This window comes from Sodalis sp. (in: enterobacteria) (genome assembly GCF_051710625.1).
Classification (GTDB): domain Bacteria; phylum Pseudomonadota; class Gammaproteobacteria; order Enterobacterales; family Enterobacteriaceae; genus JBPESN01.
The window spans coordinates 49,758-71,582 of record NZ_JBPESN010000005.1 but is presented as its reverse complement, the minus strand read 5'-3'; the positions used below and the strand labels follow the sequence as shown (position 1 = coordinate 71,582).

Annotated in this window: 40 protein-coding genes and 7 pseudogenes; 44 read left to right on the top strand and 3 right to left on the bottom strand. The window is 58.3% G+C overall.

The genetic code is table 11. The features are described 5' to 3' along the window. The first annotated feature begins 243 nt into the window (after positions 1-243). The 6 genes and pseudogenes from ACTBDU_RS03295 to ACTBDU_RS03270 all read left to right on the top strand — a co-directional run bounded on the left by ACTBDU_RS03295 (position 244) and on the right by ACTBDU_RS03270 (position 2,418). Positions 244-741, top strand: a complete 498-nt coding sequence (locus ACTBDU_RS03295) for a hypothetical protein (RefSeq protein WP_438805544.1) — start codon at positions 244-246, stop codon at positions 739-741. A 23-nt stretch (positions 742-764) separates the two neighbouring features. Continuing rightward, positions 765-1,004 carry a hypothetical protein gene (locus ACTBDU_RS03290; RefSeq protein WP_438805543.1) on the top strand — a complete coding sequence of 80 codons (240 nt, stop codon included), beginning with the start codon at positions 765-767 and terminating at the stop codon, positions 1,002-1,004. A gap of 73 nt (positions 1,005-1,077) precedes the next feature. Then, positions 1,078-1,317 (top strand): annotated as a pseudogene (locus tag ACTBDU_RS03285) (Mu transposase C-terminal domain-containing protein); the annotation flags it as partial. 24 nt (positions 1,318-1,341) lie between these two features. Then, entirely contained in the window at positions 1,342-1,473 is a 132-nt protein-coding gene (locus ACTBDU_RS03280; protein WP_438805542.1) for a hypothetical protein, read from the top strand. 68 nt (positions 1,474-1,541) lie between these two features. Beyond that, positions 1,542-1,943 carry a hypothetical protein gene (locus ACTBDU_RS03275; RefSeq protein WP_438805541.1) on the top strand — a complete coding sequence of 134 codons (402 nt, stop codon included), beginning with the start codon at positions 1,542-1,544 and terminating at the stop codon, positions 1,941-1,943. Positions 1,944-2,157: 214 nt separating this feature from the next. After that, complete coding sequence (locus ACTBDU_RS03270; protein ID WP_438805540.1) at positions 2,158-2,418, top strand: hypothetical protein; 261 nt, start codon at positions 2,158-2,160, stop codon at positions 2,416-2,418. 275 nt (positions 2,419-2,693) lie between these two features. Here ACTBDU_RS03270 and ACTBDU_RS03265 read toward each other — a convergent pair whose 3' ends face one another. Beyond that, a complete protein-coding gene (locus ACTBDU_RS03265; RefSeq protein WP_438805539.1) occupies positions 2,694-2,840 on the bottom strand; it encodes a hypothetical protein in 147 nt (48 codons plus the stop codon). A 91-nt stretch (positions 2,841-2,931) separates the two neighbouring features. On the opposite strand from ACTBDU_RS03265, the gene ACTBDU_RS03260 reads away from it, so the two are divergent. The 7 genes and pseudogenes from ACTBDU_RS03260 (at position 2,932) to ACTBDU_RS03230 (ending at position 6,234) form a co-directional block, all read left to right on the top strand. Next, a complete protein-coding gene (locus ACTBDU_RS03260) occupies positions 2,932-3,561 on the top strand; it encodes a DUF3164 family protein (protein ID WP_438805538.1) in 630 nt (209 codons plus the stop codon). A 318-nt stretch (positions 3,562-3,879) separates the two neighbouring features. Continuing rightward, the gene (locus ACTBDU_RS03255; RefSeq protein ID WP_438805537.1) at positions 3,880-4,086 is read left to right on the top strand and encodes a hypothetical protein; all 207 of its coding nucleotides are present in this window, start codon (positions 3,880-3,882) and stop codon (positions 4,084-4,086) included. Beyond that, on the top strand, positions 4,086-4,253 hold the full coding sequence (locus tag ACTBDU_RS03250; protein WP_438805536.1) for a 3'-5' exoribonuclease domain-containing protein: 168 nt from the start codon (positions 4,086-4,088) through the stop codon (positions 4,251-4,253). The genes ACTBDU_RS03255 and ACTBDU_RS03250 overlap by 1 nt, the downstream gene beginning before the upstream one ends. Further along, positions 4,177-4,830, top strand: coding sequence for a 3'-5' exonuclease (locus ACTBDU_RS03245; protein WP_438805535.1), 654 nt, complete (start codon positions 4,177-4,179; stop codon positions 4,828-4,830). Before ACTBDU_RS03250 ends, ACTBDU_RS03245 begins: the two co-directional genes overlap by 77 nt. Beyond that, positions 4,808-4,918, top strand: a pseudogene (locus ACTBDU_RS03240) (regulatory protein GemA); the annotation flags it as partial. The gene ACTBDU_RS03245 and the pseudogene ACTBDU_RS03240, both read left to right, overlap by 23 nt. A 301-nt stretch (positions 4,919-5,219) precedes the next feature. Then, positions 5,220-5,480, top strand: a complete 261-nt coding sequence (locus ACTBDU_RS03235; protein WP_438805325.1) for a hypothetical protein — start codon at positions 5,220-5,222, stop codon at positions 5,478-5,480. Between the two features lie 607 nt (positions 5,481-6,087). Further along, positions 6,088-6,234 (top strand): hypothetical protein, encoded by a 147-nt coding sequence (locus ACTBDU_RS03230; protein ID WP_438805534.1) that lies wholly within the window; start codon positions 6,088-6,090, stop codon positions 6,232-6,234. A 9-nt stretch (positions 6,235-6,243) separates the two neighbouring features. Here the strand turns inward: ACTBDU_RS03230 and ACTBDU_RS03225 are convergent, their stop codons facing one another. Then, entirely contained in the window at positions 6,244-6,399 is a 156-nt protein-coding gene (locus tag ACTBDU_RS03225) for a hypothetical protein (protein WP_438805533.1), read from the bottom strand. A 77-nt stretch (positions 6,400-6,476) separates the two neighbouring features. Between ACTBDU_RS03225 and ACTBDU_RS03220 the strand changes: the two genes are divergently transcribed. The 30 genes and pseudogenes from ACTBDU_RS03220 to ACTBDU_RS03075 form a co-directional block, all read left to right on the top strand. Further along, positions 6,477-6,656, top strand: a complete 180-nt coding sequence (locus ACTBDU_RS03220) for a hypothetical protein (RefSeq protein ID WP_438805532.1) — start codon at positions 6,477-6,479, stop codon at positions 6,654-6,656. A 15-nt stretch (positions 6,657-6,671) separates the two neighbouring features. Next, positions 6,672-6,974 (top strand): hypothetical protein, encoded by a 303-nt coding sequence (locus ACTBDU_RS03215; RefSeq protein ID WP_438805553.1) that lies wholly within the window; start codon positions 6,672-6,674, stop codon positions 6,972-6,974. Next, positions 6,886-7,110, top strand: coding sequence for a hypothetical protein (locus tag ACTBDU_RS03210; RefSeq protein ID WP_438805551.1), 225 nt, complete (start codon positions 6,886-6,888; stop codon positions 7,108-7,110). Before ACTBDU_RS03215 ends, ACTBDU_RS03210 begins: the two co-directional genes overlap by 89 nt. After that, positions 7,013-7,342, top strand: a complete 330-nt coding sequence (locus ACTBDU_RS03205) for a DUF1804 family protein (RefSeq protein WP_438805550.1) — start codon at positions 7,013-7,015, stop codon at positions 7,340-7,342. The genes ACTBDU_RS03210 and ACTBDU_RS03205 overlap by 98 nt, the downstream gene beginning before the upstream one ends. Next, positions 7,335-7,535, top strand: a complete 201-nt coding sequence (locus tag ACTBDU_RS03200) for a hypothetical protein (RefSeq protein ID WP_438805531.1) — start codon at positions 7,335-7,337, stop codon at positions 7,533-7,535. Before ACTBDU_RS03205 ends, ACTBDU_RS03200 begins: the two co-directional genes overlap by 8 nt. Beyond that, positions 7,532-7,744, top strand: a complete 213-nt coding sequence (locus tag ACTBDU_RS03195) for a hypothetical protein (RefSeq protein ID WP_438805530.1) — start codon at positions 7,532-7,534, stop codon at positions 7,742-7,744. The genes ACTBDU_RS03200 and ACTBDU_RS03195 overlap by 4 nt, the downstream gene beginning before the upstream one ends. Positions 7,745-7,774: 30 nt before the next feature. After that, a pseudogene (gene terL, locus ACTBDU_RS03190) lies at positions 7,775-9,423 on the top strand (phage terminase large subunit). After that, a complete protein-coding gene (locus ACTBDU_RS03185; RefSeq protein WP_438805529.1) occupies positions 9,423-9,629 on the top strand; it encodes a hypothetical protein in 207 nt (68 codons plus the stop codon). The pseudogene terL and the gene ACTBDU_RS03185 overlap by 1 nt, the downstream one beginning before the upstream one ends. Before the next feature lie 76 nt (positions 9,630-9,705). Beyond that, positions 9,706-9,960 carry a phage portal protein family protein gene (locus ACTBDU_RS03180; protein ID WP_438805528.1) on the top strand — a complete coding sequence of 85 codons (255 nt, stop codon included), beginning with the start codon at positions 9,706-9,708 and terminating at the stop codon, positions 9,958-9,960. Continuing rightward, positions 9,929-10,495, top strand: a complete 567-nt coding sequence (locus tag ACTBDU_RS03175) for a phage portal protein family protein (RefSeq protein WP_438805549.1) — start codon at positions 9,929-9,931, stop codon at positions 10,493-10,495. Before ACTBDU_RS03180 ends, ACTBDU_RS03175 begins: the two co-directional genes overlap by 32 nt. After that, a complete protein-coding gene (locus tag ACTBDU_RS03170; protein WP_438805527.1) occupies positions 10,434-10,715 on the top strand; it encodes a phage portal protein family protein in 282 nt (93 codons plus the stop codon). Before ACTBDU_RS03175 ends, ACTBDU_RS03170 begins: the two co-directional genes overlap by 62 nt. After that, positions 10,715-10,927, top strand: coding sequence for a hypothetical protein (locus ACTBDU_RS03165; RefSeq protein WP_438805526.1), 213 nt, complete (start codon positions 10,715-10,717; stop codon positions 10,925-10,927). The genes ACTBDU_RS03170 and ACTBDU_RS03165 overlap by 1 nt, the downstream gene beginning before the upstream one ends. Positions 10,928-10,992: 65 nt before the next feature. Then, a complete protein-coding gene (locus tag ACTBDU_RS03160) occupies positions 10,993-11,142 on the top strand; it encodes a hypothetical protein (RefSeq protein WP_438805525.1) in 150 nt (49 codons plus the stop codon). Continuing rightward, a complete protein-coding gene (locus ACTBDU_RS03155) occupies positions 11,126-12,004 on the top strand; it encodes a phage head morphogenesis protein (RefSeq protein WP_438805524.1) in 879 nt (292 codons plus the stop codon). The genes ACTBDU_RS03160 and ACTBDU_RS03155 overlap by 17 nt, the downstream gene beginning before the upstream one ends. A gap of 82 nt (positions 12,005-12,086) precedes the next feature. Next, on the top strand, positions 12,087-12,212 hold the full coding sequence (locus ACTBDU_RS03150) for a hypothetical protein (protein ID WP_438805523.1): 126 nt from the start codon (positions 12,087-12,089) through the stop codon (positions 12,210-12,212). Continuing rightward, positions 12,213-12,413, top strand: a complete 201-nt coding sequence (locus ACTBDU_RS03145) for a phage virion morphogenesis protein (RefSeq protein ID WP_438805548.1) — start codon at positions 12,213-12,215, stop codon at positions 12,411-12,413. A 453-nt stretch (positions 12,414-12,866) separates the two neighbouring features. Next, the gene (locus ACTBDU_RS03140; protein WP_438805547.1) at positions 12,867-13,865 is read left to right on the top strand and encodes a phage protease; all 999 of its coding nucleotides are present in this window, start codon (positions 12,867-12,869) and stop codon (positions 13,863-13,865) included. A gap of 69 nt (positions 13,866-13,934) precedes the next feature. Continuing rightward, the gene (locus ACTBDU_RS03135; protein WP_438805522.1) at positions 13,935-14,090 is read left to right on the top strand and encodes a hypothetical protein; all 156 of its coding nucleotides are present in this window, start codon (positions 13,935-13,937) and stop codon (positions 14,088-14,090) included. Between the two features lie 36 nt (positions 14,091-14,126). Further along, positions 14,127-14,339, top strand: a complete 213-nt coding sequence (locus ACTBDU_RS03130; RefSeq protein ID WP_438805521.1) for a hypothetical protein — start codon at positions 14,127-14,129, stop codon at positions 14,337-14,339. Positions 14,340-14,649: 310 nt separating this feature from the next. Continuing rightward, positions 14,650-14,796, top strand: a complete 147-nt coding sequence (locus ACTBDU_RS03125) for a hypothetical protein (protein WP_438805520.1) — start codon at positions 14,650-14,652, stop codon at positions 14,794-14,796. 189 nt (positions 14,797-14,985) lie between these two features. Continuing rightward, a complete protein-coding gene (locus tag ACTBDU_RS03120) occupies positions 14,986-15,645 on the top strand; it encodes a baseplate J/gp47 family protein (protein ID WP_438805519.1) in 660 nt (219 codons plus the stop codon). After that, positions 15,642-15,950: a hypothetical protein gene (locus ACTBDU_RS03115; protein WP_438805518.1), complete on the top strand. Its 309-nt coding sequence runs from the start codon at positions 15,642-15,644 to the stop codon at positions 15,948-15,950. Before ACTBDU_RS03120 ends, ACTBDU_RS03115 begins: the two co-directional genes overlap by 4 nt. After that, positions 15,880-16,467, top strand: a complete 588-nt coding sequence (locus ACTBDU_RS03110; protein WP_438805517.1) for a YmfQ family protein — start codon at positions 15,880-15,882, stop codon at positions 16,465-16,467. Before ACTBDU_RS03115 ends, ACTBDU_RS03110 begins: the two co-directional genes overlap by 71 nt. A 163-nt stretch (positions 16,468-16,630) precedes the next feature. Further along, on the top strand, positions 16,631-16,804 hold the full coding sequence (locus ACTBDU_RS03105; RefSeq protein ID WP_438805516.1) for a hypothetical protein: 174 nt from the start codon (positions 16,631-16,633) through the stop codon (positions 16,802-16,804). A 117-nt stretch (positions 16,805-16,921) separates the two neighbouring features. Beyond that, entirely contained in the window at positions 16,922-17,422 is a 501-nt protein-coding gene (locus ACTBDU_RS03100) for a hypothetical protein (protein WP_438805515.1), read from the top strand. Further along, positions 17,422-17,604, top strand: coding sequence for a hypothetical protein (locus tag ACTBDU_RS03095; protein WP_438805514.1), 183 nt, complete (start codon positions 17,422-17,424; stop codon positions 17,602-17,604). Before ACTBDU_RS03100 ends, ACTBDU_RS03095 begins: the two co-directional genes overlap by 1 nt. Continuing rightward, the gene (locus tag ACTBDU_RS03090) at positions 17,605-17,820 is read left to right on the top strand and encodes a hypothetical protein (protein WP_438805513.1); all 216 of its coding nucleotides are present in this window, start codon (positions 17,605-17,607) and stop codon (positions 17,818-17,820) included. A gap of 40 nt (positions 17,821-17,860) precedes the next feature. Then, a pseudogene (locus ACTBDU_RS03085) lies at positions 17,861-18,001 on the top strand (tail fiber protein); the annotation flags it as partial. Positions 18,002-18,072: 71 nt separating this feature from the next. Then, positions 18,073-19,253: pseudogene (locus ACTBDU_RS03080) on the top strand (IS3 family transposase). Between the two features lie 91 nt (positions 19,254-19,344). After that, positions 19,345-19,602: pseudogene (locus ACTBDU_RS03075) on the top strand (PTS fructose transporter subunit EIIBC); the annotation flags it as partial. Positions 19,603-19,919: 317 nt separating this feature from the next. Here ACTBDU_RS03075 and nfo read toward each other — a convergent pair. Further along, on the bottom strand, positions 19,920-20,804 hold the full coding sequence (gene nfo, locus ACTBDU_RS03070) for a deoxyribonuclease IV (RefSeq protein ID WP_438805512.1): 885 nt from the start codon (positions 20,802-20,804) through the stop codon (positions 19,920-19,922). 89 nt (positions 20,805-20,893) lie between these two features. On the opposite strand from nfo, the pseudogene ACTBDU_RS03065 reads away from it, so the two are divergent. After that, a pseudogene (locus ACTBDU_RS03065) lies at positions 20,894-21,773 on the top strand (LysR family transcriptional regulator). Positions 21,774-21,825 lie beyond the last annotated feature (52 nt).

The window sequence follows — 21,825 nt, the reverse complement described above, 5'->3', positions numbered from 1 at the left end:
CAGCGCTGAGCGGCCCCATGAGCGTCTGGCGATACTGGCTCCCGGGAAGCCTGAAAAAGCAGCGCCCCGAGGACATGACGTGGTTCTACGCCCTGTTCTGGCCGCATTATGCCTGACCCTGTGGCCCGACGGTGCTGGAAGCCTACCGCGCATTTCAGGCGGCCTGGCAGAGTAAATACCATGACCAGCCAGCCATGCTGGCGGCCCTGCCGACCTACGACAAGGTCAATAGCATGGTCAAGCGTGTTGCGCCCGACCGAAGGGTCAAGGGGCCGGGTCACCGGCTCGGCGCTCAAGGCGTATCAGGTGTACCAGCAGCGGGATTGGGCGCAGATGCCGGTAAATGGCTGCTGGATAACCGACGGCAAGTCGCTGAACATGAAAGTGGCGCATCCGATACACGGGCGCCCCTTTACCCCGGAGCTGACTTTGGTGCTCGACGGGCGTACCCGCTATCTGGTGGGCTGGAGCCTGTCACTGGCAGAAAACGCCATCGCGGTAGCGGATGCGTGGCGTTATGCCATCCAGCACCACGGCAAGCCGCTGTTTGCCTACTCCGATAACGGCGGCGGCGATACCAACAAGATGCTGGATGCGGATATCACCGGGATTTTTCCCCGGCTGGGTATTGAGCATATTACCGGTATCCCCGGTAACCCGCAGGTGCGGGGCATTATCGAGCGGCTGAACGGCGTGCTGCCACGCAGGCTGGCCCTGCGTTTCAGACCTATAACGGGCTAAGCGCTGACCCCAGGGGGCGCCGGGTGCAGGGGCAAAAACTGCTGAGTCTATCGAATGCCTTACGTCAGGGGAAGGAGCTGAACGCCACGCAGCAAAAGACGCTGGCGATATTGCCCAGCTGGCGGCAGCTGATAGACGCTATCGAGGAGGAGGTGCAGCGCTATAACCACAGCCATGAGCACAGCGCCCTGCCCAAGGTCAACGGTAAATCGATGACGCCTACCGCTTACCGCAAGGCCCTGCTGGCTAGGGGACGACATTGAATACCTGACGCCAAGCGAGTTGCGCGAGATGTTTATGCCGGAAGAAAAACGCGTGGCTTAGCGTGGTTGGGTTGAACTGCTGAATAACCCGTATTTTGCCAGGGAGCTGATTGAGGTAGATCGTCAGACGGCGCGGGTGGCTTACGATATCCATAATCCTAATGAAGTGATTATTCGCCAGATGGACGGAGCCTATCTCTGTACTGCGCTGTGGAATGGCAATACTGTCTCACCGGTGCCGGTCTCCAGAGTGGGAAAAGCGCTGGAAGCGCGCGCCAAGCGTCGCATTAAACTCGCCGAAAGCAAAATTTAGGATGCAAAAGACGAATTACGCCCGGTGATTGATGCACCTAGGGAAAGCGATTACAGCCTGCTGATACCCCAGGTATCGGCACCCGGAAAAGACAAGGTGTATTTATTTAAATCCGAATATGAGCACGATATCAAGCAGGTCGGTAATAACCGGTAAGGATATATTGTATGACAACGCGAGAACGTATTTTCCAGCTGATGGCGCGGTCAGGCTACACCCAGCGGATGGTGGCCGATAAAACCGGATTATGCGGCGCGCCCATTTCACAATATTTAAAGGGTGCTTACAACGGCAATATTGATAACGTCGAGGGCACACTGCGAGATTTTCTTGATCGTGAGATAGAGCGCGCCCACCGGCGGGACATCAAGGTGAATTTTGTGCCGACCCATCTAGCCAGGGTGGCGCTTGACCTGATTAGTGCCACGCACGGCTTCGGCGATATCGGTGTGATATACAGCCCGGTCGGCATAGGGAAAACCATGGTGCTGAAGGGGTATGTGCGCGCCAACAGCGCCAATAAAGGCATCATCCTGATTGAAGCCGACCCCGGCTATAACCGCCAAGGTGTTATTGCAGGCGCTGTGCGCCCGGCTGGGTCTGCGGAAAACCGGCAATATCCATGATCTGGTCGAGGAGTGCGTACAGGGGTTACGCGATAAGCACTGGCTGGTACTGGTTAATGAGGCTGAGCTGCTGCCCTACAAGGGCGCTTGAGGTCTTGCGGCGCATTCACGGCCGTTCCAGGGTGGCCATTGTGTTGGCGGGGGTGCCGCGCGTCTGCTGCTCAATCTGAAAGGCTCACGCGGGGAATACGCCCAGCTCTATAGCCGGGTGGGCATGGCGTTAGACCTGGCGTTCCGCAGGAAAGAGAGCAAAACCGAGGATTTCAGCGCCATTCTCGGCAGTCTGTTATCGAACGGTGAAGCATCGGGCGAGCCGCTTGCGCCCGAGATTGCCGCCGCCTTTCGCAAGCATTCACGGGGCAATTATCGCCGCCTGTTTAAACTAGCGCGTGGGGTGGCCCGGACAAGCGCTATCGGCAATCAGGGGATGTCCGTGACGTTAATCGACCGCCATGTAGAAATGCTGATTCATTGAAGGAGAAAAGTATGTCAGTCCATCATGAAGAGGTATCGACTAACAATTATCATATCGCTGCGAGGGCGCAGGTAGGAGCCGTTATACAGTATTTAACGATAAAAGGCGTGAGTGTAAAAGGCGTGATATTGCATGACTGTAAGCCGGTTATCCGTATTGAACACCATACGCTCTGTGAGCAATTTTTAAAAAAGGCCAGGCGGATTATATCAGCGTTGGCAAAAACGCACGGGGTGGTTTTAAGCAAGGGGTATTCATGAAAGGTGGATGCAAGGTTATTTGGTCAGCATCATTATATTGAGGTCACCATGACAATTGAAATTAACATTATTATTTAGCAAATCCCCATCGGCATTGATGTAAATATCAATGCCAGCGGTACGGGCAGTGAAGTTGAAAAGAAGGAAGCCCAGTTTATTCACGATGCACTTGCCACCGTATTATCGTGCCGGGCTGATTTCGAGGGCATCAATAGAGGCTCTATTGCCAATACATTTAACAGGAGAGGTCATCATGTCCACTAACTTACATGACAATACGGTGCCCGCCGGTTACTGGCAGGATGCCAAGGGCGCATTGATACCCGACGCCATGGTAAAGCCCATTGATAAGGAGCGCGCCGCGCTGGTCAAAGCTATTGTGGCACGCGCCCGGCCGCTGCATGAGGCATTGAGAGATTTTAAACGCCGCGCGTTTGTCGATATCCAGGCATTGATTGCCCTGTCGGTTGAGCAATGCGGGGTGAAGCGTGGCGGCAGAAAAGGCAATGTAACGCTGTATTCCTTTGATGGTTGCTACAAGGTCATTCGTGCCCTGCAAGACTGCATTACCTTTGATGAGCGTATCCAGGCCGCCAAGGCGTTAATTGATGATTGCATGGCGGAATGGACGCAGAATGCGCGACCGGCGCTGCTGGCCATTATTGACCAAGCGTTTTCCACCGATAAGAACAGTGATATTAATCCGGCCCGTATTCTGCAGCTGCGTCGCCATGATATTACCGACCCGCGCTGGTTGCGGGCGATGGATGCGCTGGCGGAAGCGGTGCAGGTGGTTAGCAGCAAGAGCTATATCCGCCTTTATGAGCGCATCGACAAGACCGGGCAATATCGGCCGCTATCGCTGGATATCGCCGGGGTATGAATCATGAAGACAGAACAGTTTAATCAATGCTATCCGGTCGGCGCGTACTTTATTTATCAACCTAACCGGATTTTAAAAGAGGGCACATTAATAAGAATACTGAACAGGGTAACGGATTTAATCACCTGCACGGAGGTTGAAATTAATGTAGCGCCTTATTTTGCGAACATTCTGTGGCTGACACCGAAATGCTGAATAAATGATGTATTAATACTCTGTTTTAGAATGGCGTCAATCCGCCGGTGCTGGCTTGCGCCAAATAAACGTCATGCCTGTTTTTCTCAACCCACCCGGGAGGACATAAATATGTTATATCACGTGATTAAATGTGAATATGGGGATAACGGCAATCGCTGTCTTTATTATCTTAATGACCGCAGTCTGGTGCAGGAGTCACGCCTCGTCCCGGTGCCCTTCAGCCTGCGTTTTTATGATGCCCGGCAACGCATGATTTATTCAGACGCTATTCGCCAGCAAATGAAACAGGTGGTAATGCGCTATAAAAACAGCATTGAGGACAAGTGATGAACAGACCCATGAATAATGTGATGCTCGATATCGAAACGCGGGGTAAAAAAGCCGGTTGCCCAATATTGTCGGTGGCGGCGGTGATGTTTGAACCAGCAACGGGGGCGGGTTGGACCAACGTTTTATGCGCGTATCGATTATCAGGCCGCACTCAAATACGGTGAGCCAGAGGATGAGACCCTGCAATGGTGGCAAAAACAGAGTGATGAGGCACGTCACGAGGCTTTTGGCGGTAAAGCGCGCCCCGACGTTGTGGCGCGCGCCTTGCGGACTTTTATCGCCACCCACTGCGCTAAACCTCGCGTGCCCTGGGGTAACGGCGCGGTATTCGATATTCCCCTGCTGCAAAGCTGGTTCGACCGCGTTGACCCGCAAAAAGACGACCAGGGCAATGACCGTTACCCCTGGTCATTTTGGGATGTCGCCGACCTGCGCACACTGGTGCGGCTGTCGGGGATAGATGTGCGCACCATCCCGTTTGATGGTGAAAAGCATCAGGCACTGGCGGATGCCCTGCACCAGGTCAAGATAGCGCAGGCCGCCTGGCAACGATTATTTCCTGATGAGAGCCAGTCTTATGCGTCAGTAACCGAATACCCGCTTGCCGAGTGCAAGCGAGCCTTGACCGCACTGGGGTTATTGCCTCCAGTGTCTCTCTTCGATGAGAAAAAGATGCCTTCGCCGGGACGACACTCTCATGCGGTGACCCTTCGGGGTGATGCTCATGAAAAATCTGATTAAAGTGGCGCATACGGGTAAAAATAAACTCGACTGGGATGAGGAGATCTACCGGGGCCTCCTGCTGCGCAAGACCGGTAAAAATAGCGCCAAGGACTGCACTGCCACCGAGCAGACGCGCGTGCTGCGCTATATGTGCAATGTGCAGCCAGGGTTTTACCACGTTACCCCAAACAGGGCCACAAGCCCCGTGTGGCAGCGGGACGTCAGAGGATGCTCAGCAAGATTGAGGCACTGCTCGCCAGCGCCGGGCGGCCCTGGGGCTACCTCAATGGCATGATTGCGCGTATGCTGGGCGAAAAAAGCCCGTAGAATAAATGGCTCGATGATGCGCAGGTGCGCCAGCTGATGCAGATGCTGATTATGGACGCCAAACGGCACGGGAGGTCGTGATGCAAGCGTCGCTGCAGCCCGATTACGCCGAGGTGCAGACGCTGTTGCCGGAGTCAGTGCAGCAGATTACCGGCCTGATAGGCTTTCCGGCCACCGAGGCGCTTATTCGCCATTTCGGCGGGGTGCCGTTTCGCATCTGCAAGGAATTGCGCGGCGCGGGGGCGGCGCATTACCCTGCTGCAGGAAGTCCTGACGCCCTCACAGGGGGCGCTGCTGCTGCGCCATTTTGGTGGCGAGGAGCTGTATATCCCCCGCTGTGACGAGGCGGGGCGTGCCTGGCGCAACCGCTGCTTTCTGGCCGAGCTGGATCAGCTGCTGGCTGAAGGGGAGTCCACCACCATGGCCCTGACGCTATTGTGCCCGCGCTATGGCATCGCCGCGATCCGTGTCCGCGAACTGGTGCGCCAGCGTCAGGCGGGGTCACCGCCCGAGCAACCCACCCTGTTCTGAGTATTATCCTCTACGCCCCCGTCATCGGCACCGCCGGTCGCCTTGCGCCACAATAGCCTCATGTTCTGCATGAGGTTTTTTTATGTCCCGCGCCATTCATCGCATCATTATTCACTGTGCCCGCCACACCCAATGGGTGCGTCCTGGGCCGGGACGGCGAAAACGCCGCCCAGGTGATTGACCGCTGGCACCGGGCGCGCGGTTTTCACCGTGACGCCCCGGCCAATGATAACGCCCTGACCAGCATTGGCTACCATGGGGTGATTGACGCTGACGGTCAGTGGCTGATCGGGGCGCGATGTGGAAGAAGTGGTGGGTGCCCATGTGCGCGGCCATAACGCCGATTTGCTGGGTCTCTGCCTGGTGAACACCGACCAGTTTACGTCGGCGCAGTGGGCCGTGCTGCGCACCTAGGTATTGACGCTGCGTGTGCGCTGGCCCGAGACCACTCTGCACGGCCATAATGAATTTTCCAGCAAGCTGTGTCCAGGATTTTCAGTACTGGCCTGGGCGTCGGGGAACTTCGCGCCGCTGCGCGACCATCTGTGTGAGCGTATCCCATGATGGCGATGCTTATGGGACCTTGATGGGCTGCAGCGCTACCGCGCCGCCCTTGGCTACCCCGTCGAGGATAATACTGCCCTGTCTGCGCCCGCCGGCCAACCTGCTGGTGTTGCCGCCCATGCCGCCGCCCCCGTAAAGGGGCTTGGCCCGGAGGTGTTGCTGCATCACGCCAGCGACTACGGGGTTGCGACCCCAGCTGCAGGCGATAAGCGCTTTCTATAGCGCACAGGAGAGACCTCGCGATGAGCCTTGATCTGGCCTTTAATGTTGCCCTGAGCCTGCTATCGGCGCTCGGCGGCCTGTGGCTTAAAAGCGTCAGTGAAGAACTTCGCCGCCTGCAACTGATGACCGGCATGATGCAGGACGTCAAGGACAGTATTCAACGTATTGATAACAAGTTCGACCGCAAAGCCGACAAATAACGAGGAGCCTGATTCATGAAACCACAGGATGTGATGTCGCCGGTGCTGGCAGAGCTGCGCACCATTCGTACCCAGCTCGACGGTATCGACCGCCGCCTTGACCGCCTGCAGGTGAAGGGCGCACGGCACCGGCGGCGTGGTCGCCACCGGGCTGGCGCTCATACGGGCGCGACTGGGGGGTGTAATGGCGCATTCCAGGGCCACCCGCGAGGGGCTGCGCCGGGCTTATGTGTTCGGCAACCTGTCTCTGGAGCTGGCGGCAATCCAGTGCGGCGTCAGTGTGCATTCCGCCCGGCGCTGGAAAAAAAGAGGCGCTGAACAATGGCGATGGCTGGGAGGTGATACGCAGCGCCCATCTGCTGGCCAACGGCGCACCGGAAGATATCGCGCGCGCCATCCTGACCAGCCTGATGGCGCAGTTTCAGGAGACACTGGAAAAGGCCAACCTGGCTGACACATTGAGTGCCCCAGCGCGGGTTGAGCTGCTGGCACGCTTAACGGATGCGTGGAGCAAGTCCATTGCTGCCAGCAAAAAAAGCCTGCCCGAGACCAGTCAGCTGGCCACCGCCATGAAAGCCCTGAAGCTGTCCTCGGTGTTTATTCAGGACAAACACCCCCGACATCTAGCGGCGTTTGTTGACATTCTTGAGGCTTTCGGACCGGTACTGGAAAAACATTATGGCTAATCAATTCGTTGAAATCCGGGATGATGTGGCCGTTATCGCCGGGGAAATCACCAAGGTTTGGGTCAGCGACGGCGGCGAGGTGTTTGTCAAGCTGCGCGACGTTGCGGTGCATGACGTGGATGTCGCCTATGGCGAAACACCCTTTCAGGCGTCAACCCGCATCAAAAACCAGATAGAGGCGGCGCTGGCATGAAGCAGCTGGTCAAGCTGTTGCCGGGCGTGTACCTCGACCCGGCCGAGGTCAGCGTGGTCAGGGTCGCCGGCGAGAATGTGTCTGTCGGTCTGGGCGGCGGTGCGCACTTTTTATGTTTGGCGAGTGTCGCCGGCAGCGTTGACACGGTGCCAGAGACCCTGGTGTCGCGCATCAATGCGGTACTGGCTGAGCGTTATCATGGCGTGTAAACCGCGGTTACAGGGGATTTAAAGCGAGATATGGCGGCGAAATTTTCCATCCGTGAATTCCAGCACTCGCTGGCTACGCTGGCCTCCAGTCTGCGCCGCACCATTGAGGCCGAATGCCTGGGTTTTGATACCGGGTCTGAAACCATGGCGGCGCGGCGTTTACAGGTGGCTGATCCGGTGAACGGCTATCGCTATTTTGTGCAGACCTATTTCCCGCACTATATCCGTCATGCCGACCCCAGTGAACTGCATGGCTGTCTGTTTCAGCGCCTGCCACAAGATAGTCGCTAGCCCGAAAGGCGAGCAGGACGCCATCGCCGCGCCGCGCGGAGAGGCCAAGTCAACGCTGGTCAGACAGCTGTTTGTGCTGTGGTGTCTGGTACGTGGCATCAAGCACTATGCCCTGATGGTGATGAACTCCATCGACCAAGGCGTACCCGATGCTCGAAACCATCAAGGCCGAGCTGGAATTTAACCCCCGGTTTGCGGGCCGACTTCCTCGAAGTCTGCGGTGTCGGTCGCGTCTGGCAGATGGGCACTATTCTGACGCGCAATGATATCAAGGTGCAGGTGGCCGGCAGCGGCAAAAAACTGCGCAGCTTGCGCCACGGGCCGTACCGCCCTGACCTGGTGATACTAGACGATATTGAGAACGACGAGCAGGTGCGCAACCCGGACCAGCGCGACAAGCTGGAAAGCTGGCTGAGAAAAACCGTGCTGCCGCTGGGCGGCGCGGGCGCAAAACTCGATATGGTGTATATCGGCACCATCCTGCATTACGACTCGGTGTTATCACGCACCCTGAATAACCCATTGTGGCGGCAGGCACGGTTTAAGGCCCTGCGCCAGTGGCCGGTGAACCTGTCGCTGTGGGAGACCTGGGAGCAGGTATTGCGTAACCAGGGAGAGGCCGCGGCGCAGGATTTTTATACGTCACAGCGTACCGAGATAGAGGAAGGCGCGGAAGTCTCCTGGTCCGCCCGCCCGCTGCTGAACCTGATGCATATCCGCGCCCGGGAGGGACGGTTACGCCACCTTTGACGCCGAGTACCAAAATGACCCGGTCAGCGGTGAGGATGCGCTGTTTGCCCACTGCCTGCATTTCTGGATCAACCGGCTTAACAAGTGGGTCTTCTACGGGGCCTGCGACCCCAGCCTCGGCAAGGTTGGGGCCAGCCGTGACCCGTCAGCGCTGCTGGTCGGCGGTTTTAATCGCACCAGCGGCGTGCTGGATGTGGTGGAAGCGCAGATACGCAAGCGGCGGCCGGACGCCATTATTAGCAACATCATCGCCCTGCAAAAGGAATACCACTGCCTGGTCTGGGGTATTGAGGCGGTGCAGTTCCAGGAGTTCCTGCGCACCGAGCTGATTAAACGCGCGGCACCGCGCTGGGTCACCCGGTGCAGGCGCGGGCCATTATCCCTCATGCCGACAAGCTGTTGCGTATCGAGACCCTGCAGCCCCATATGGAAAACGGGCTTATCCGGCTGCACGCCAGTCATACCACCCTGATACAGCAGCTGCGCCACTTTCCCCGCGCCGACCATGACGACGGCCCGGATGCGCTGCACATGCTCTGGACGCTGGCCGTGACCCACGGCCCGCGAAAACCGAATACCGCTCATTGTCCGGTGACCGTCACCCCGGACGGCTGGGCTTTTCCCGTGGAGGCTGGTAATGGGCATGCTCACCGATATTTACGGCCGGTTGTTGCGCCGCCGCACCCTGACGCAGCCACAGACTGCCGATGACCGCCACCTGCGTTATCAACAACTGACCGAGCACCCCTCGTTGGGCATCGATATCCGCCGGGCGTATGACATCCTGAGCGAGGCCGAACAGGGGCATCTGGTGCGCCAGGCTGACCTGTTTTTTGATGTGTAGGAGCGCGATGGCCACCGCCACCTGTTTGCCGAGATGAGCAAGCGCCGTCGTTCGGTGATGCCGCTCATCTGGCGCATTGTGCCGCCGCGTCATCCCGGGCGCACAGGAAAAAGCCATGGCGGACGCCGCGGCGGAATGGTTTTCAGACCTGCCGGAGTTTGAAACGCTGCTGTTTGACTTGCTGGACACCATTGGTCACGGCTTTGCCGCCGTGGAAATCGGCTGGAAACAGGCGGAAAACATTTGGCTGCCCTGCGCCTTCTACAAGCACCCGCAACGCTGGTTCCAGACCGCGACTTATAACCGTAACGCCCGCCATCCGCCTGATTGACGGCAGCCTCGACGGCGCTAAGCTTAATCCCTTCGGCTGGCTGCTGCATCGTCACCAGGCCAAAAGCGGCTGGGTGGCGGAAAGCGGTCTGTTCCGGGTACTGGTATGGACCTACCTGTTCAAGAATATTGCCGCCCGTGACCTGGCAAAGTTTCTGGAAATCTACGGCCTGCCAACGCGGGTGGGCACCTATTCCGACGGGGCCAGCGAGGAAGAGAAAAACATGCTGCTGTGGGCGCTGCGCGACCTGGGCATAACGCTGGCGGCATTATCCACGAGCGCACCGTTATACGCTTTGAGTCCGCTGCACAAGGGCAGGTCGACCCGTTCCAGTATTATGATGCAGTGGTGCGAAAGCACCCAGTCCAAGGTCATTCTGGGCGGCACCCTGACCACCCAGGCGGACGGCAAGACCAGCACCAATGCCCTGGGCAACGTGCATAACGAGGTGCGCCATGAGCTGACCGCCAGTGATGCGGTGCAAGCAGGCCGGTACGCTGACCCGCGACCTGCTTTACCCGTTGCTCAAGCTTAACGGCTATAGCGATATCACCCCGCGCCGCATGTGCCGCTTTGAGTTTGATACCCGCCAGCCACGCGATATGAAGGAGACCGCCGAGACCCTGGATCTCCTGGTGCGCAGCGCCGTGCCGGTGGCCTGGGCGCTGGCGGAAAGCGGCATTCCCGCCGTCCGGGACGGCGAGCCCCTGCTGCACCGCCGGATAACCTGCCGACCTTTACCGGGGCCAGCCTGATGCCGAAGTGCTGGCCGGGCATGGCGGCGCTGAGCGTTGCGTACACGCCTACCGCCATCGCACAGGCACTGGAAGACGCCCCCGGCGGACTGGCAACGCCGGTCAACCAGACCATGCAGACGCGGCTGACCCCGCTGGTCACCGCCCTGCAGCAGGGGCAGACGCTAGAGGCGGTGACCTCCCATGCTGGCGGAAGCCTGGCCCTAGCTTGACGACCAGACCTTGCGGCAGCTGATAACCAGGGCCATTTTTGTCGCGGACATCTGGGGGTGACTCAATGACCGTTGACCTGGGCTATGCCATGACCCTGACGCCGGAAAAGGCGGTGGCGTATTTTGAATCAAAGGGCTACGCCTTCGGTTTTCGCTGGCAGGACGTGGCCGACGAGGCGCACGCCCGTGCCTTTTACGGTGGCGGGTATTCTTAAGCTGGATGTGTTAACTGACATGAAAACCACGCTGGCGGACAGCTTGCGCCACGGCAAGACGCTGACACAGTTCCAGGATGAGGTCTTACCGCTACTTCAGCGCAAGGGCTGGCTGGGCAAAGGGCTAAAAGCCTCAGCAGACGGCGATCTGGAGGGGAAAAAGCTGTTGCCTTACCGACTGGAGACCATTTTTCGCACCAATACCCAACCTGCCTATATGGCCGGGCGCCATCAGCGGCTGCGCGAGAACGTCAGCCAGCGCCCCTACTGGCAGTATGTGGCGGTGATGGACAGCCCCACCCGCCCCAGCCATGCCGCGCTGCATGGCTGGGTGTTCCGTTATGACGATGCGGGCTGGGACACCTTGTTTCCCCCTAACGGTTACAACTGCCGCAGCCGGACACGGGCGCTGACGGCCGACCAGCTTGCACGTCACCCCATCGGACTGGAGTCCACCGACGACTATCGCGTCACGGTTGACCAGCCGCAAGGCGTGAACGGTAAGACACGGCCGGTGACAGGATTGAAAGACCCCAAAAGCGGCCACGTATTTACCCCGGATGCAGGCTTTCATCTAAACCCCGGCAAAGGCTACCTCAGCCATCTCGGCGAGCCGCCGCTCAAACGCGCCGCCCCTGCCGATACCCGGCTGGCGGCGCAAGCGGTAGAGGAAACGCTGGACCACCCGGCGTTGCTTCATGCCCGCAACCGCGATACCGGTGACTGGGTCAGTCAGGTGATGGCCCGGCAGCAGGCACTCGGCACCGTTCGCCCTGTCGGCGCATTGCGGCCTACCGTGGTGGACGCGCTGTTCTGCAAAGGCGTGGTACCGGACTCGAACCGGATTATGCTGGCAGCGTGACAGCAACCGTTACCCATTGGAAACAACCACCCTGCCATGAGTATACACCACGATTGACGTCACGATCACTGTTACCGATATCTTGCGTCAAGCCATTGAGCGGCTGGCGCGGTCCCTGACCCACCGCCAGCCGTTGATGCACACCTTCAGTGGAGATTTGTATGACGCGGTGATGGAGAATTTCGAGCAGAAAGGCCGCTCGCGCTAGCTGCCCATTGACCGCGCCGGCAAAATCCTGCAGCAATCAGGGCGGCTGGCCGCCTCCATTGACAGCGAGGCCGATAACGAGCAGGCCGTGGTGGGGACCAATGTAATGAATGCGCGCATTCACCAGCAGGGCGCACCACCCTGCCCCATATCATTCGCCCCCGCTATAAAAGGGCGCCGGCCTTTAACGGCCGGGTGGTAGAAGGCGTCAATCATCCCGGCTCAACGATACCGGCGCGGCTTTTTCTCAGTCTGACCGGCCAAGACTATCAGGCCCTGGTGCACACCGTCAATGATTACCTTCCAGCGCGCGCTGGACGAGTAACACTCTGTAAAGGCCGTGGCGCGTTTTTTGATAGTCAGGCAGGCGGGGATGGTGCGGGTGAAGCCGCGTTAAGCGATTCTGGAGCGATTTAAATGGGTTTTAAACGGGGTATCGCCGCCCACGTCAGCGGTGTAGTCTGATGGCAGTCCGTTTGTGTCCTTTTCCTTGCCCCACTTTTACCCCCTACACCCTCGTCACGACGAGATACCCGACGCCCAGGTTAGGCTGTTTCCCATGAATAGACTTTCTGGGAGCGCCACCGTGTGAAAAACACCGTCCGCCTTGCCGCACTGACCGTGGCGCTGGAGAAGCGCCGACACCCGTGTCCAGCTGTTTCCGGCCGGCACCTTTCGCTCGCAGGATACACGCCCCACCGACGTGGCGCACTGGCGGCTGGAGGAACCGCAGGCCCGGAGGCTGATTGACGCTGCACAGGCGCGCCAGACGTCGTACTGCTTTGACTATGAGCACCAGGCTATCCATGCCCGGGAGAACGACCAGCCCGCGCCAGCCGCCGGCTGGTATTCGCAGCTGGAATGGGTCGAGGGCCTGGGACTGTTTGCGGTGGATGTCGAATGGACCGAGCGTGCCCGCACCCTGATTGCCGCCAGGGAGTACCGCTTTGTCTCCCCGCTGTTTCAGTACGACAGGCTGGGCAATGTGACCTGCCTGGTGAATGCCGCGCTGACCAACTTGCCGGCGCTTGACGGTGTGGCGGCGCTGCTGTCGGCCACGTCACAACAACTCACGGGAGAAAATAACGTGGATGAACTGTTAGAACAACTGCGCTGGATACTGAATCTGCCGCTGTCGGCCACGCCTGAGGAGGTGACGGTTGAGCTGAAAAAACTCATTGATCGCCTGTCGGGCGGACAAGGGACGGCGGCCGCCCGCATCAATCTGCTGTCGCTGCTTGGCGAGAAGGATAACCAGATTGCCGCGCTGTCACAGCAGACCAGCACGCCCCCTGATCCGGCTGCCTATGCCCCGGTCAGCGTGGTTAATGAGCTTCGTGAGCAAGTGGCGGCACTCGGTCGTCAACCGAGCGGCAACGAAGTCACTGCCCTGCTGACGGTGGCGCTCAGTGATGGCCGCGTGCTCAAAGGGGCGGATAAGGACTGGGCGCGGCGGCTGGGTGAAAAGACATGGCGCCGCTACGTGAGCACTTGGCCAACCCGTCAGCCGATTGCCGCGCTGTCGGGGCTGCAGACCGACGGCAACGCGCCGCTGGGTATCGAGGCGCGCCCGTCGCCCCTGGGCGCACGTACTGTCCGGCGTTGGCCGGGGAGAGTACGCCGGACGTGGAGCTGTTCCAGCACTACGGCCTGACCCGGTGCCGCCGGCCGGCACCATGGCGGTGGTGTTGCCGGTGGGCGCGGCCGTACCCGCCATAGTATCGTGATTGCCACCGAACACAGCATCTACCGGCTGCAAGGGCTGGCAAACGGCGAGGTGGCACTCTACAGTGACGAAGGCGCCAAAATCGTTATCCGGCGCAAAAGAATTATCGAGGTGGAATGCGACGAGTATCGGGTTAAATGCAAACGCTATTAGGTTCAGGCCGAAGAGCGCGCCGGCTTCGAGACGCCGATGCTGTCAACCTCACAGGCACTGACCGCCGAGGGGCCTATCAGCGGCCACGGCGGTATGACGATTAACGACGGCGGTGCGGTGGGGCGCTTTGCGGGGGATATTGAGCACCAGGGCGGCACCCTGCGCAGCGCCGAGGTGGAAATTAACGACATCCGGCAAAGTGAACACAGGCACTCCGACACCTTTTGGGCTGTCCAACAAACCGGTTAACGGATAAGATAGCGTCGCGGCTCGCGACGCACACCACCGTACCAGTTACCCTCTGCGCCCACGTCACTCCTACCGCCCCGTCGCTTATTTTACCCTGACGCCATGGACGCACTGATTGACAGCCAGACCGGTGATTACACCAGCACTCGCACCACTGACTTGCATAACGCGGGCTACTACGCTTGATGAGACGCCGCGCGGGCAATATTTGGCTGACCCGCAGCTGGGGTTCACGTGTGCACGAACTGGCGCGGGCCAAAGACTTGGCTACCACCGGCGACTGGCCCAGCAGCAATATGCCGGACAGGCATTGCAACCACTGCTGGCCGATAACCGCGCTCGCCGCATTGACATCCGAGTCAGCCATCCGGCACAAGGTGACCTGCGGCTGCATATCGACGTCGTGGCCGCCAACGGCAATTTGCAAACCTTTACTCACCCGGTAAAGGTCATTTAAACGGAATATCCCCATGGCACACAGCACCCCCACCCATACCGAGATTGCCGACACGCTCTTGCGCGATATCCGCAACCAGTTGCCGGACGCCGATACCGGTCCCGACAGGTGATTACGCGGCACGCGCGAACACCATTGCCAGCGCGCTGCAGGGGCTATACCCAGCACCAGCTGTGGATAGTGCGGCAAATGCTCCTGGACACCGCCGACCATGACTATCTGGTAATGCACGGCCGCACGCGCAACCTGACGTCGAAAGCAGCTACCCCGGCCGGCGGCGAAGTACGCCTGACCGGCAACCCCGGCGCAAACATTACCGGCCTACTGCAATTGCGTCCCACCGGCAGCCGTCAGCGCTACCAGACCACCGCGCCGGGCACGATAGACGCAACGGGCAGCCTGACCTTGCCCGTCCGCTCGCCGCAAAACGGTACCCAGGGCAATCTGGCGGACAATACGCCAGGGACGCTGCTGATGGCCCCAGCCAATAATGTTGACAGCAACGCCACTATCACCCGCATGGTCGGCAGCAGCGAGGCCGAATCCGACGCCGCCCTGCTGGCACGCCTGCTGGAAGTGATACGCCGTCCGCCGGCGGGCGGCAATCAATACGATTACCATCGCTGGGCGGTGTCTCTGCCCGGCGTCACCGAAGCCCATGGCTACCCGCTGCGCCGGGGCTACGGTACGGTGGATGTGGTGATAGTCACCCATAACGACCTGCCGTCGCCGGAGACGCTTAAGGCGGTGCAGCGCTACCTTGACGAGATGCGCCCGGTCACCGCGAAAGACTGTCTGGTACTGGCCCCGAGGTGGTGGAAGCCGGTATCACGGTCCAGGTTAGCATGAGTAATCTGACGCTGGAGGCCGCGCGCAAACAGATTACGACCGCGCTCAGTGACTATTTTAACCGCCTGGCCCCCGGTGAGGTGGCGGTCAGAACCCAGCTGGGGGCGCTGATATCCGAGGTGGTCGGCGTGGTGGACTACCAGTTGCTTGCCCCCAGAGCCAATGTGGTGCCGGTGGTGAACAAGCAGACCGTGCAGTGGAACGCGCAGGCACCATCACAGTGGAGAAAATGCCATGAACAGCCGCGATTACGCGCAGCTGCTCAATGCCCTGCTGCCACCGAAAAGCTATGCGCTTACCGGTAAGCGACTCGGTGTCGAACTGCAGGCCGAGGGGAAGAGCCTGGCACAGCTGAAAATCCACGCCGGCGAAGTGGCTGACGGTATCACGCTTTTTCTGGCAGTCGGGCTGCTGGTCGACTGGAAGTGGATGTTGGGAATTTCCCCCGACAGCAGCATGACGCTACAGCAGCGTCGCCAGCAAGTACTGGCCAGGATTAACGCCACTGGTGGCCTGAGCCGGCAATACTTTATCAGCTTGGCCAAATCGTTGGGTTACCGCGTCAGCCTCGACGAGCCGGCGCCGTTCCGCGCCGGCGTTGGCCGGGCCGGCGAGCGTATCTGGGTGCCGGAGATTATCTGGCTGTGGATAGTCAATATCGATAACGCACAGGTGCCGGTCTACCGCTTCCGCGCCGGTAGCTCGGTGGCCGGGGAAAAGCTGCTGACCTTTGGGCAGAACCTGATTGAAGGGCTGTTTAAGGACCTGAAACCCGCGCACACCCAAGTGGTGTTTAACTACAGGGAGAAAACGCGCCCATAAAGGATATTATCGCGCCGATTGACAGCGAGGACGGGCTGTTTCATGACGGCGCCCCGGCCGGCGATGTCAGGGGCCGTGGTCTACGCCCAGTGGCTGGACGCCATGCAGGGGGGCGGTCATCGATACCCAGACCGAGCAGAAAAATATTCTGACGGCCGCCGGAATGCAGCCCAACCCGGCGCAATATAACCAGTTGGCCGAGGCCATCAAGGGGCTGATTGCGCAAGCCCGGCAGGAGAATGAAAAACGCAGCCTGCTCAGGAAAAACAACGGCGCGGATATCCCGGATAAGGCGGCGTTCGTGGCCAATCTGGGGTTAAAAAATACCGTTGAATAGGCACAAAACGCACTGAACAAGCGTACCGGTAGCACGGTTAACGGCAGTCTGCAGATCACCCATTCGGTCAATGTCGGCGACAGCGATTCAGGGCTGATTGCCAATGGCAAAGGCAACGTGGCGCTGTACGCCAACAACGTCAAAACCGACGAATGGAATACCCAGCGCTTGCATTGGGTACAAGACCTTGAAGTGGGTGAAAAACTGACCGCCAGTGGCGGAGCGACCTTTGGCAAAGGCGTCTCGCTATCCGGTGGCGGCCATCTCACGGATATTCTCCATTTTTATGGCCGGGGGCAAAGCGGCAACGAGACACGTTCAGGTGAATGCTGCTATTACCCTTATCCAGGCAATGCCATGAGCACGGAATTTTACGGTGCCGATGTGGTGGGCAGTTATTATGAACATCGCCTTATTATTAATCGCGGTGGCGGTAACATTAAGTGGTTTGTTTTTAAGGATGACGGTAGCGCTTATGCCATGCAGGGGCACTGGCAAAATAACTCGGACCGGCGAATAAAAAGCGATATTGCGAAAATAGAAAATGGCTTTGCAAAAGTCGAAACGCTGACGGGCTACACACGTATGTCCTTGCCGAACATCGTCAGGCGGGTGTGATGGCCGATGCGCTGGAAAAGGTCTTGCCTGAGGCAGCAGGTAATTCGGGGGATTACCACGGGAGTGATGGCACGGTTGTCAAGAATGTAAAAGCCGTCGCCTACGGCAGTATCACTGCGTTGGACGTGGCAGAATCACCAGCACAGACTCAAAATATGGATAATGACGGGGAGACACCCTAAATGAAAGAGATTATTTCGTCAATCGACACTGCCGATGGCCTGTTACATGATGGCGACCCGTCTACCGGTGCTGAGGGGACGGCAGTGCACGCTAAATGGCTGAATGCCATGCAGGGCGCGATGATTGATACTCAGGCGGAGCATAAAAATATTCTGGCTGAGGTGGGCATGAAGCCCGATAGCAAGCTAGTCAGTGCAGTTACTGGCGGCAATTAAGGCCATTGCAACAAGTATTGCGGCAGCGACCAGCGCCAGTATCCTGCCTGTCGGTGCCCCTATCGCCTGGCCGTTGGATAATATTCCCGCAGGCTATGCCCTGATGCAGGGACAGATGTTTGATAAAAGTAAATATCCGAAATTGGCAATGGCTTACCCATCAGGGATCATTCCTGATATTGTAGTGGCACACTGAATTTGGCCACCTGAACAGAGGTGATATGCTCACCTCAGAACAACCCGGGTGCACCAATGAAAAGAAAAAATTTTAGTCCTGAATTCAAACGCGAATCCGCTCAACTGGTTGTCGACCAAAATTACACCGCCGCGCCAGCAGCAGAAGCCATGGACGTCGGTTTTTCTACGATGACAAAATGGGTAAAACAACTGCGTGATGAGCGACAGGGGAAAGCGCCAAGAGCCTCTCCCATAACCCCGGAACAAATCGAAATACGTGAGCTCAAGAAGAAGGTACAACGCATTGAAATGGAAAACGAAATATTAAAAAAGGCTACAGCGCTCTTGATGTCAGACTCCCTGAACAGTTCTCGTTAATCGGGAAACTCAGAGCGCATTATCCTGTGGCCACACTCTGCCACGTGTTCAGGGTTCATCGCAGCAGTTACAAATACTGGAAAAGTCGTCCTGACAGGCCAGACGGCAGGCGAACGGTATTGCGCAGTCAGGTTCATGAACTGCACAGTATCAGCCATGGTGCAGCTGGCGCGAGAAGTATCGCCACCATGGCAACCCAGAGAAGGCTTCCGGATGGGGCGCTGGCTCGCAGGCAGGCTCATGAAAGAGCTGGGGCTGGTCAGTTGTCAGCAGGCGACGTACAGCGCACAGGTATAAGCGTGGCGGTCAGAAGCATGTTGCGATCCCGAATTATCTTGAGCGCCAGTTCGCTGTAACGGAGCCAAACCAGGTATGGTGGGGCGATGTGACGTATATCTGGACTGGGAAACGCTGGGCATACCTTGCGGTTGTTCTTGATCTGTTCGCGAGGAAAACGGTGGGCTGGGCTATGTTGTTCTCCCCGGACAGCAGACTGACCATCAAAGCACTGGAAATGGCATGGGAAACGCGTGGTAAACCAGCCGAAGTGATGTTCCACAGCGATCAGGGTAGCCACTATACGAACGAGCAGGCAGTTCCGACAGTTGCTGTGACGTTACCGGATCAAACAAAGCATGAGTCGGTGTGGTAACTGTTGGGATAACAGTCCGATAGAGCGCTTCTTCAGAAGTCTGAAAAACGAGTGGATACCGGTAACGGGCTACATAAGCTTCAGCGAAGCAGCTCATGAAATTACCGACTATATCGTGGGATATTACAGCGCACTCAGGCCGCATAAATATAACGGTGGGTTGCCACCAAACGAATCAGAAAATAGATACTGGAAAAACGCTAACGCGGTGGCTAGTTTTAGTTGACCACTACACAATTCTGGACTGTCCAAAATAGCCATTTTTTAGGGTTTAAGGGAGTCCAGAATTGTCTGCAAATTAGTCCAGAATATTTTGCATCGCTACAGCCGCCCGCGATCCGATGCGCGTGATCCCGCTTAGCATGCTGGCGGGCGCGCTCACCAACGCCCTGTCAATGATGTTTGGCACAACGCTGATGGCGCCCCATGGCGGTCTGTTTGTGCTGCTTATCCCCGGCACCATTTCGCCGGTGTCCGGCTATATCATCGCGATAGCCGCCGGTACCCTGTTGCTGGGCGTGCTTTACAGTTTGCTGAAGCGTCCAGACGAACAGAGAGTAAAAGCGCTGGCCTGAGGCGCTCGGCCTCCATTGCCGGCGGGAAACCCAACGCCGCAAATGCCCGGTTAACCACAAGACGAAGGCATGGGGGCGTTAGCCCGCCGGCAAGGGTTGTCTGGGCGTCGCGCCAGCGGCAAGATGTTCTGGTAAGCTGGTAAGCTGGTAAGCTGGTAAGCTGGTAAGTCAGCCGGCTCGCGCGCTGCTGGATTCGATTGCTCAGGCCAGCGGCAGAATAGCTGAACGGTCGATCTCCCGCCCGTAATCCGGCTCGTCACGGCCCGCAGGCCATGCTCTGCTGGCCGTTTTTTTCTCCCGGCGATGTTGTTTGGCGCTCAGCTTGCCGCCGGCGTCGCCGCGGTTTTCTTGCCGGCGGCCAGCGCCTGCAGCCAAGCGATTTCCTGCGGCCAAATGTCTGGATTGATCGTTTCCAGAATCATCGGAATGACGTCGAAGCGTTTATCGGCCATGATCCAGGCAAAGGCGGTTTTACCTATCTTGCCTTCGGCGAGACTGTGGTGCCGATCGACCCGGCTACCGCAATCGGTTTTGGCGTCGTTAAGATGCATCCCGCGCAAATAGGAAAAACCGACGATATCGGCGAACTGCTGGAAGGTGTCGGCGCAGGCCAATTCGGTGCGTAAGTCATAACCGGCGGCAAAGGCGTGGCAGGTATCAATGCAGACGCCGATACGGTTTTTATCCTCGACCCGATCAATAATTGCCGCAAGCTGTTCAAAGCGAAAGCCGAGGTTACTGCCCTGGCCGGCGGTGTTTTCGATGACGGCGGTGACGCCCCGGCTTTTCTCCAGCGCCAAATTGATGGAATCGGCGATACGCGCCAGGCAGTCGTCCTCCTCAATCTGCTGTAAATGGCTGCCGGGATGGAAGTTGAGTAAGCTCAGGCCCAGTTGCTCACAGCGCTGCATCTCATCGATAAACGCCGCGCGCGATTTTTCGATGCCCTCGTGGGTGGGGTGGCCAAGATTGATAAGATAGCTGTCATGGGGAAGGATCTGGCGGGAAGAAAAACCGTAGCGCTCACAGGCGTCGCGGAAATTATCGATGGTTTCGGTAGTCAGCGCCGCCGCTTTCCATTGCCGCTGGTTCTTGGTGAAGAGTGCAAACGCTGTTGCCTTAAGATCGTGGGCGCGCGCAACCGCCTGGTCCACGCCTCCCGCGGCGCTGACGTGCGCGCCGATAAACTTGTTTTCGCTCATCCTGGCTAGGCTCCCGGTTAAAGTGATGAAGAGGAAAAAAGAAATGATTATAGTTGGTTATTTCGTTGAAATGTTGGATTACTGAAGCTATGGCCATTACCCAGCGCCAGCTGGAAGTCTTTGCCGAAGTGCTGAAAAGCGGTTCGACCACCCAGGCCTCCCAGGTATTATCGTTGTCGCAGTCGGCGGTCAGCGCTGCGCTGACCGACCTGGAACAGCAGTTAAAAGTAAAATTGTTTGACCACGTGGGCAAACGTCTGGTGCGTAATGAACATAAGCGCTTGCTCTATTTCGCGCGCCGTCGCGCTGCTTGAACAGGCGAGGGAGATAGGCACGCTGTTCTCGCAGGGGAATGGCGCCTTGCGGCTGTTCACCAGCAGTACCATCGGTAATTATATTCTGCCGGAGCTGATTGCGGGCTATCGGCGCGCGGTGCCCGGTACCCCGCTGTAACTGCAGGTGGGTAACAGTCAGGGAATCATCAACGCCGTGGCGGATTTCCGCGTCGATCTGGGGCTGATTGAAGGGCCGAGCCATCATCCTGATCTAGTGATCCGCGCCTGGCTCAATGACGAATTGGTGATCTTTGCCGCACCCGACCATTCGCTGGCGGGGCGCCGCCTGGAGTTGCCCGCGCGGACGGACGCGCCCTGGATACTGCGTGAGCGCGGCTCTGGCACCCGCGATATCGTTGACCACCTGCTGCTCTCGCACTTGCCGCACTTTCATTTGGAAACGGAGCTCGGTAATTCCGAAGCCATCAAACACGCGGTACGTCACGGATTAGGCATCAGCTATCTGTCACGCCAGGTGGTAGCGGAGGCGCTGGCGTTGGGTACACTGGTGACGCTGCCGCCGCCGCTTTACCGTACGCTGTATGTGGTGCATCACCGGCAAAAGCACCTCTCCCATGCCCTGCAGAGGTTTATCGATTTTTGCCAGCACCACGCCGGTGAAGACGCCCGCTAAGCGTCACAGTTATGCCCCTAGCCGCCGCAAGAACGTCTGGCGGGGCTGGGGT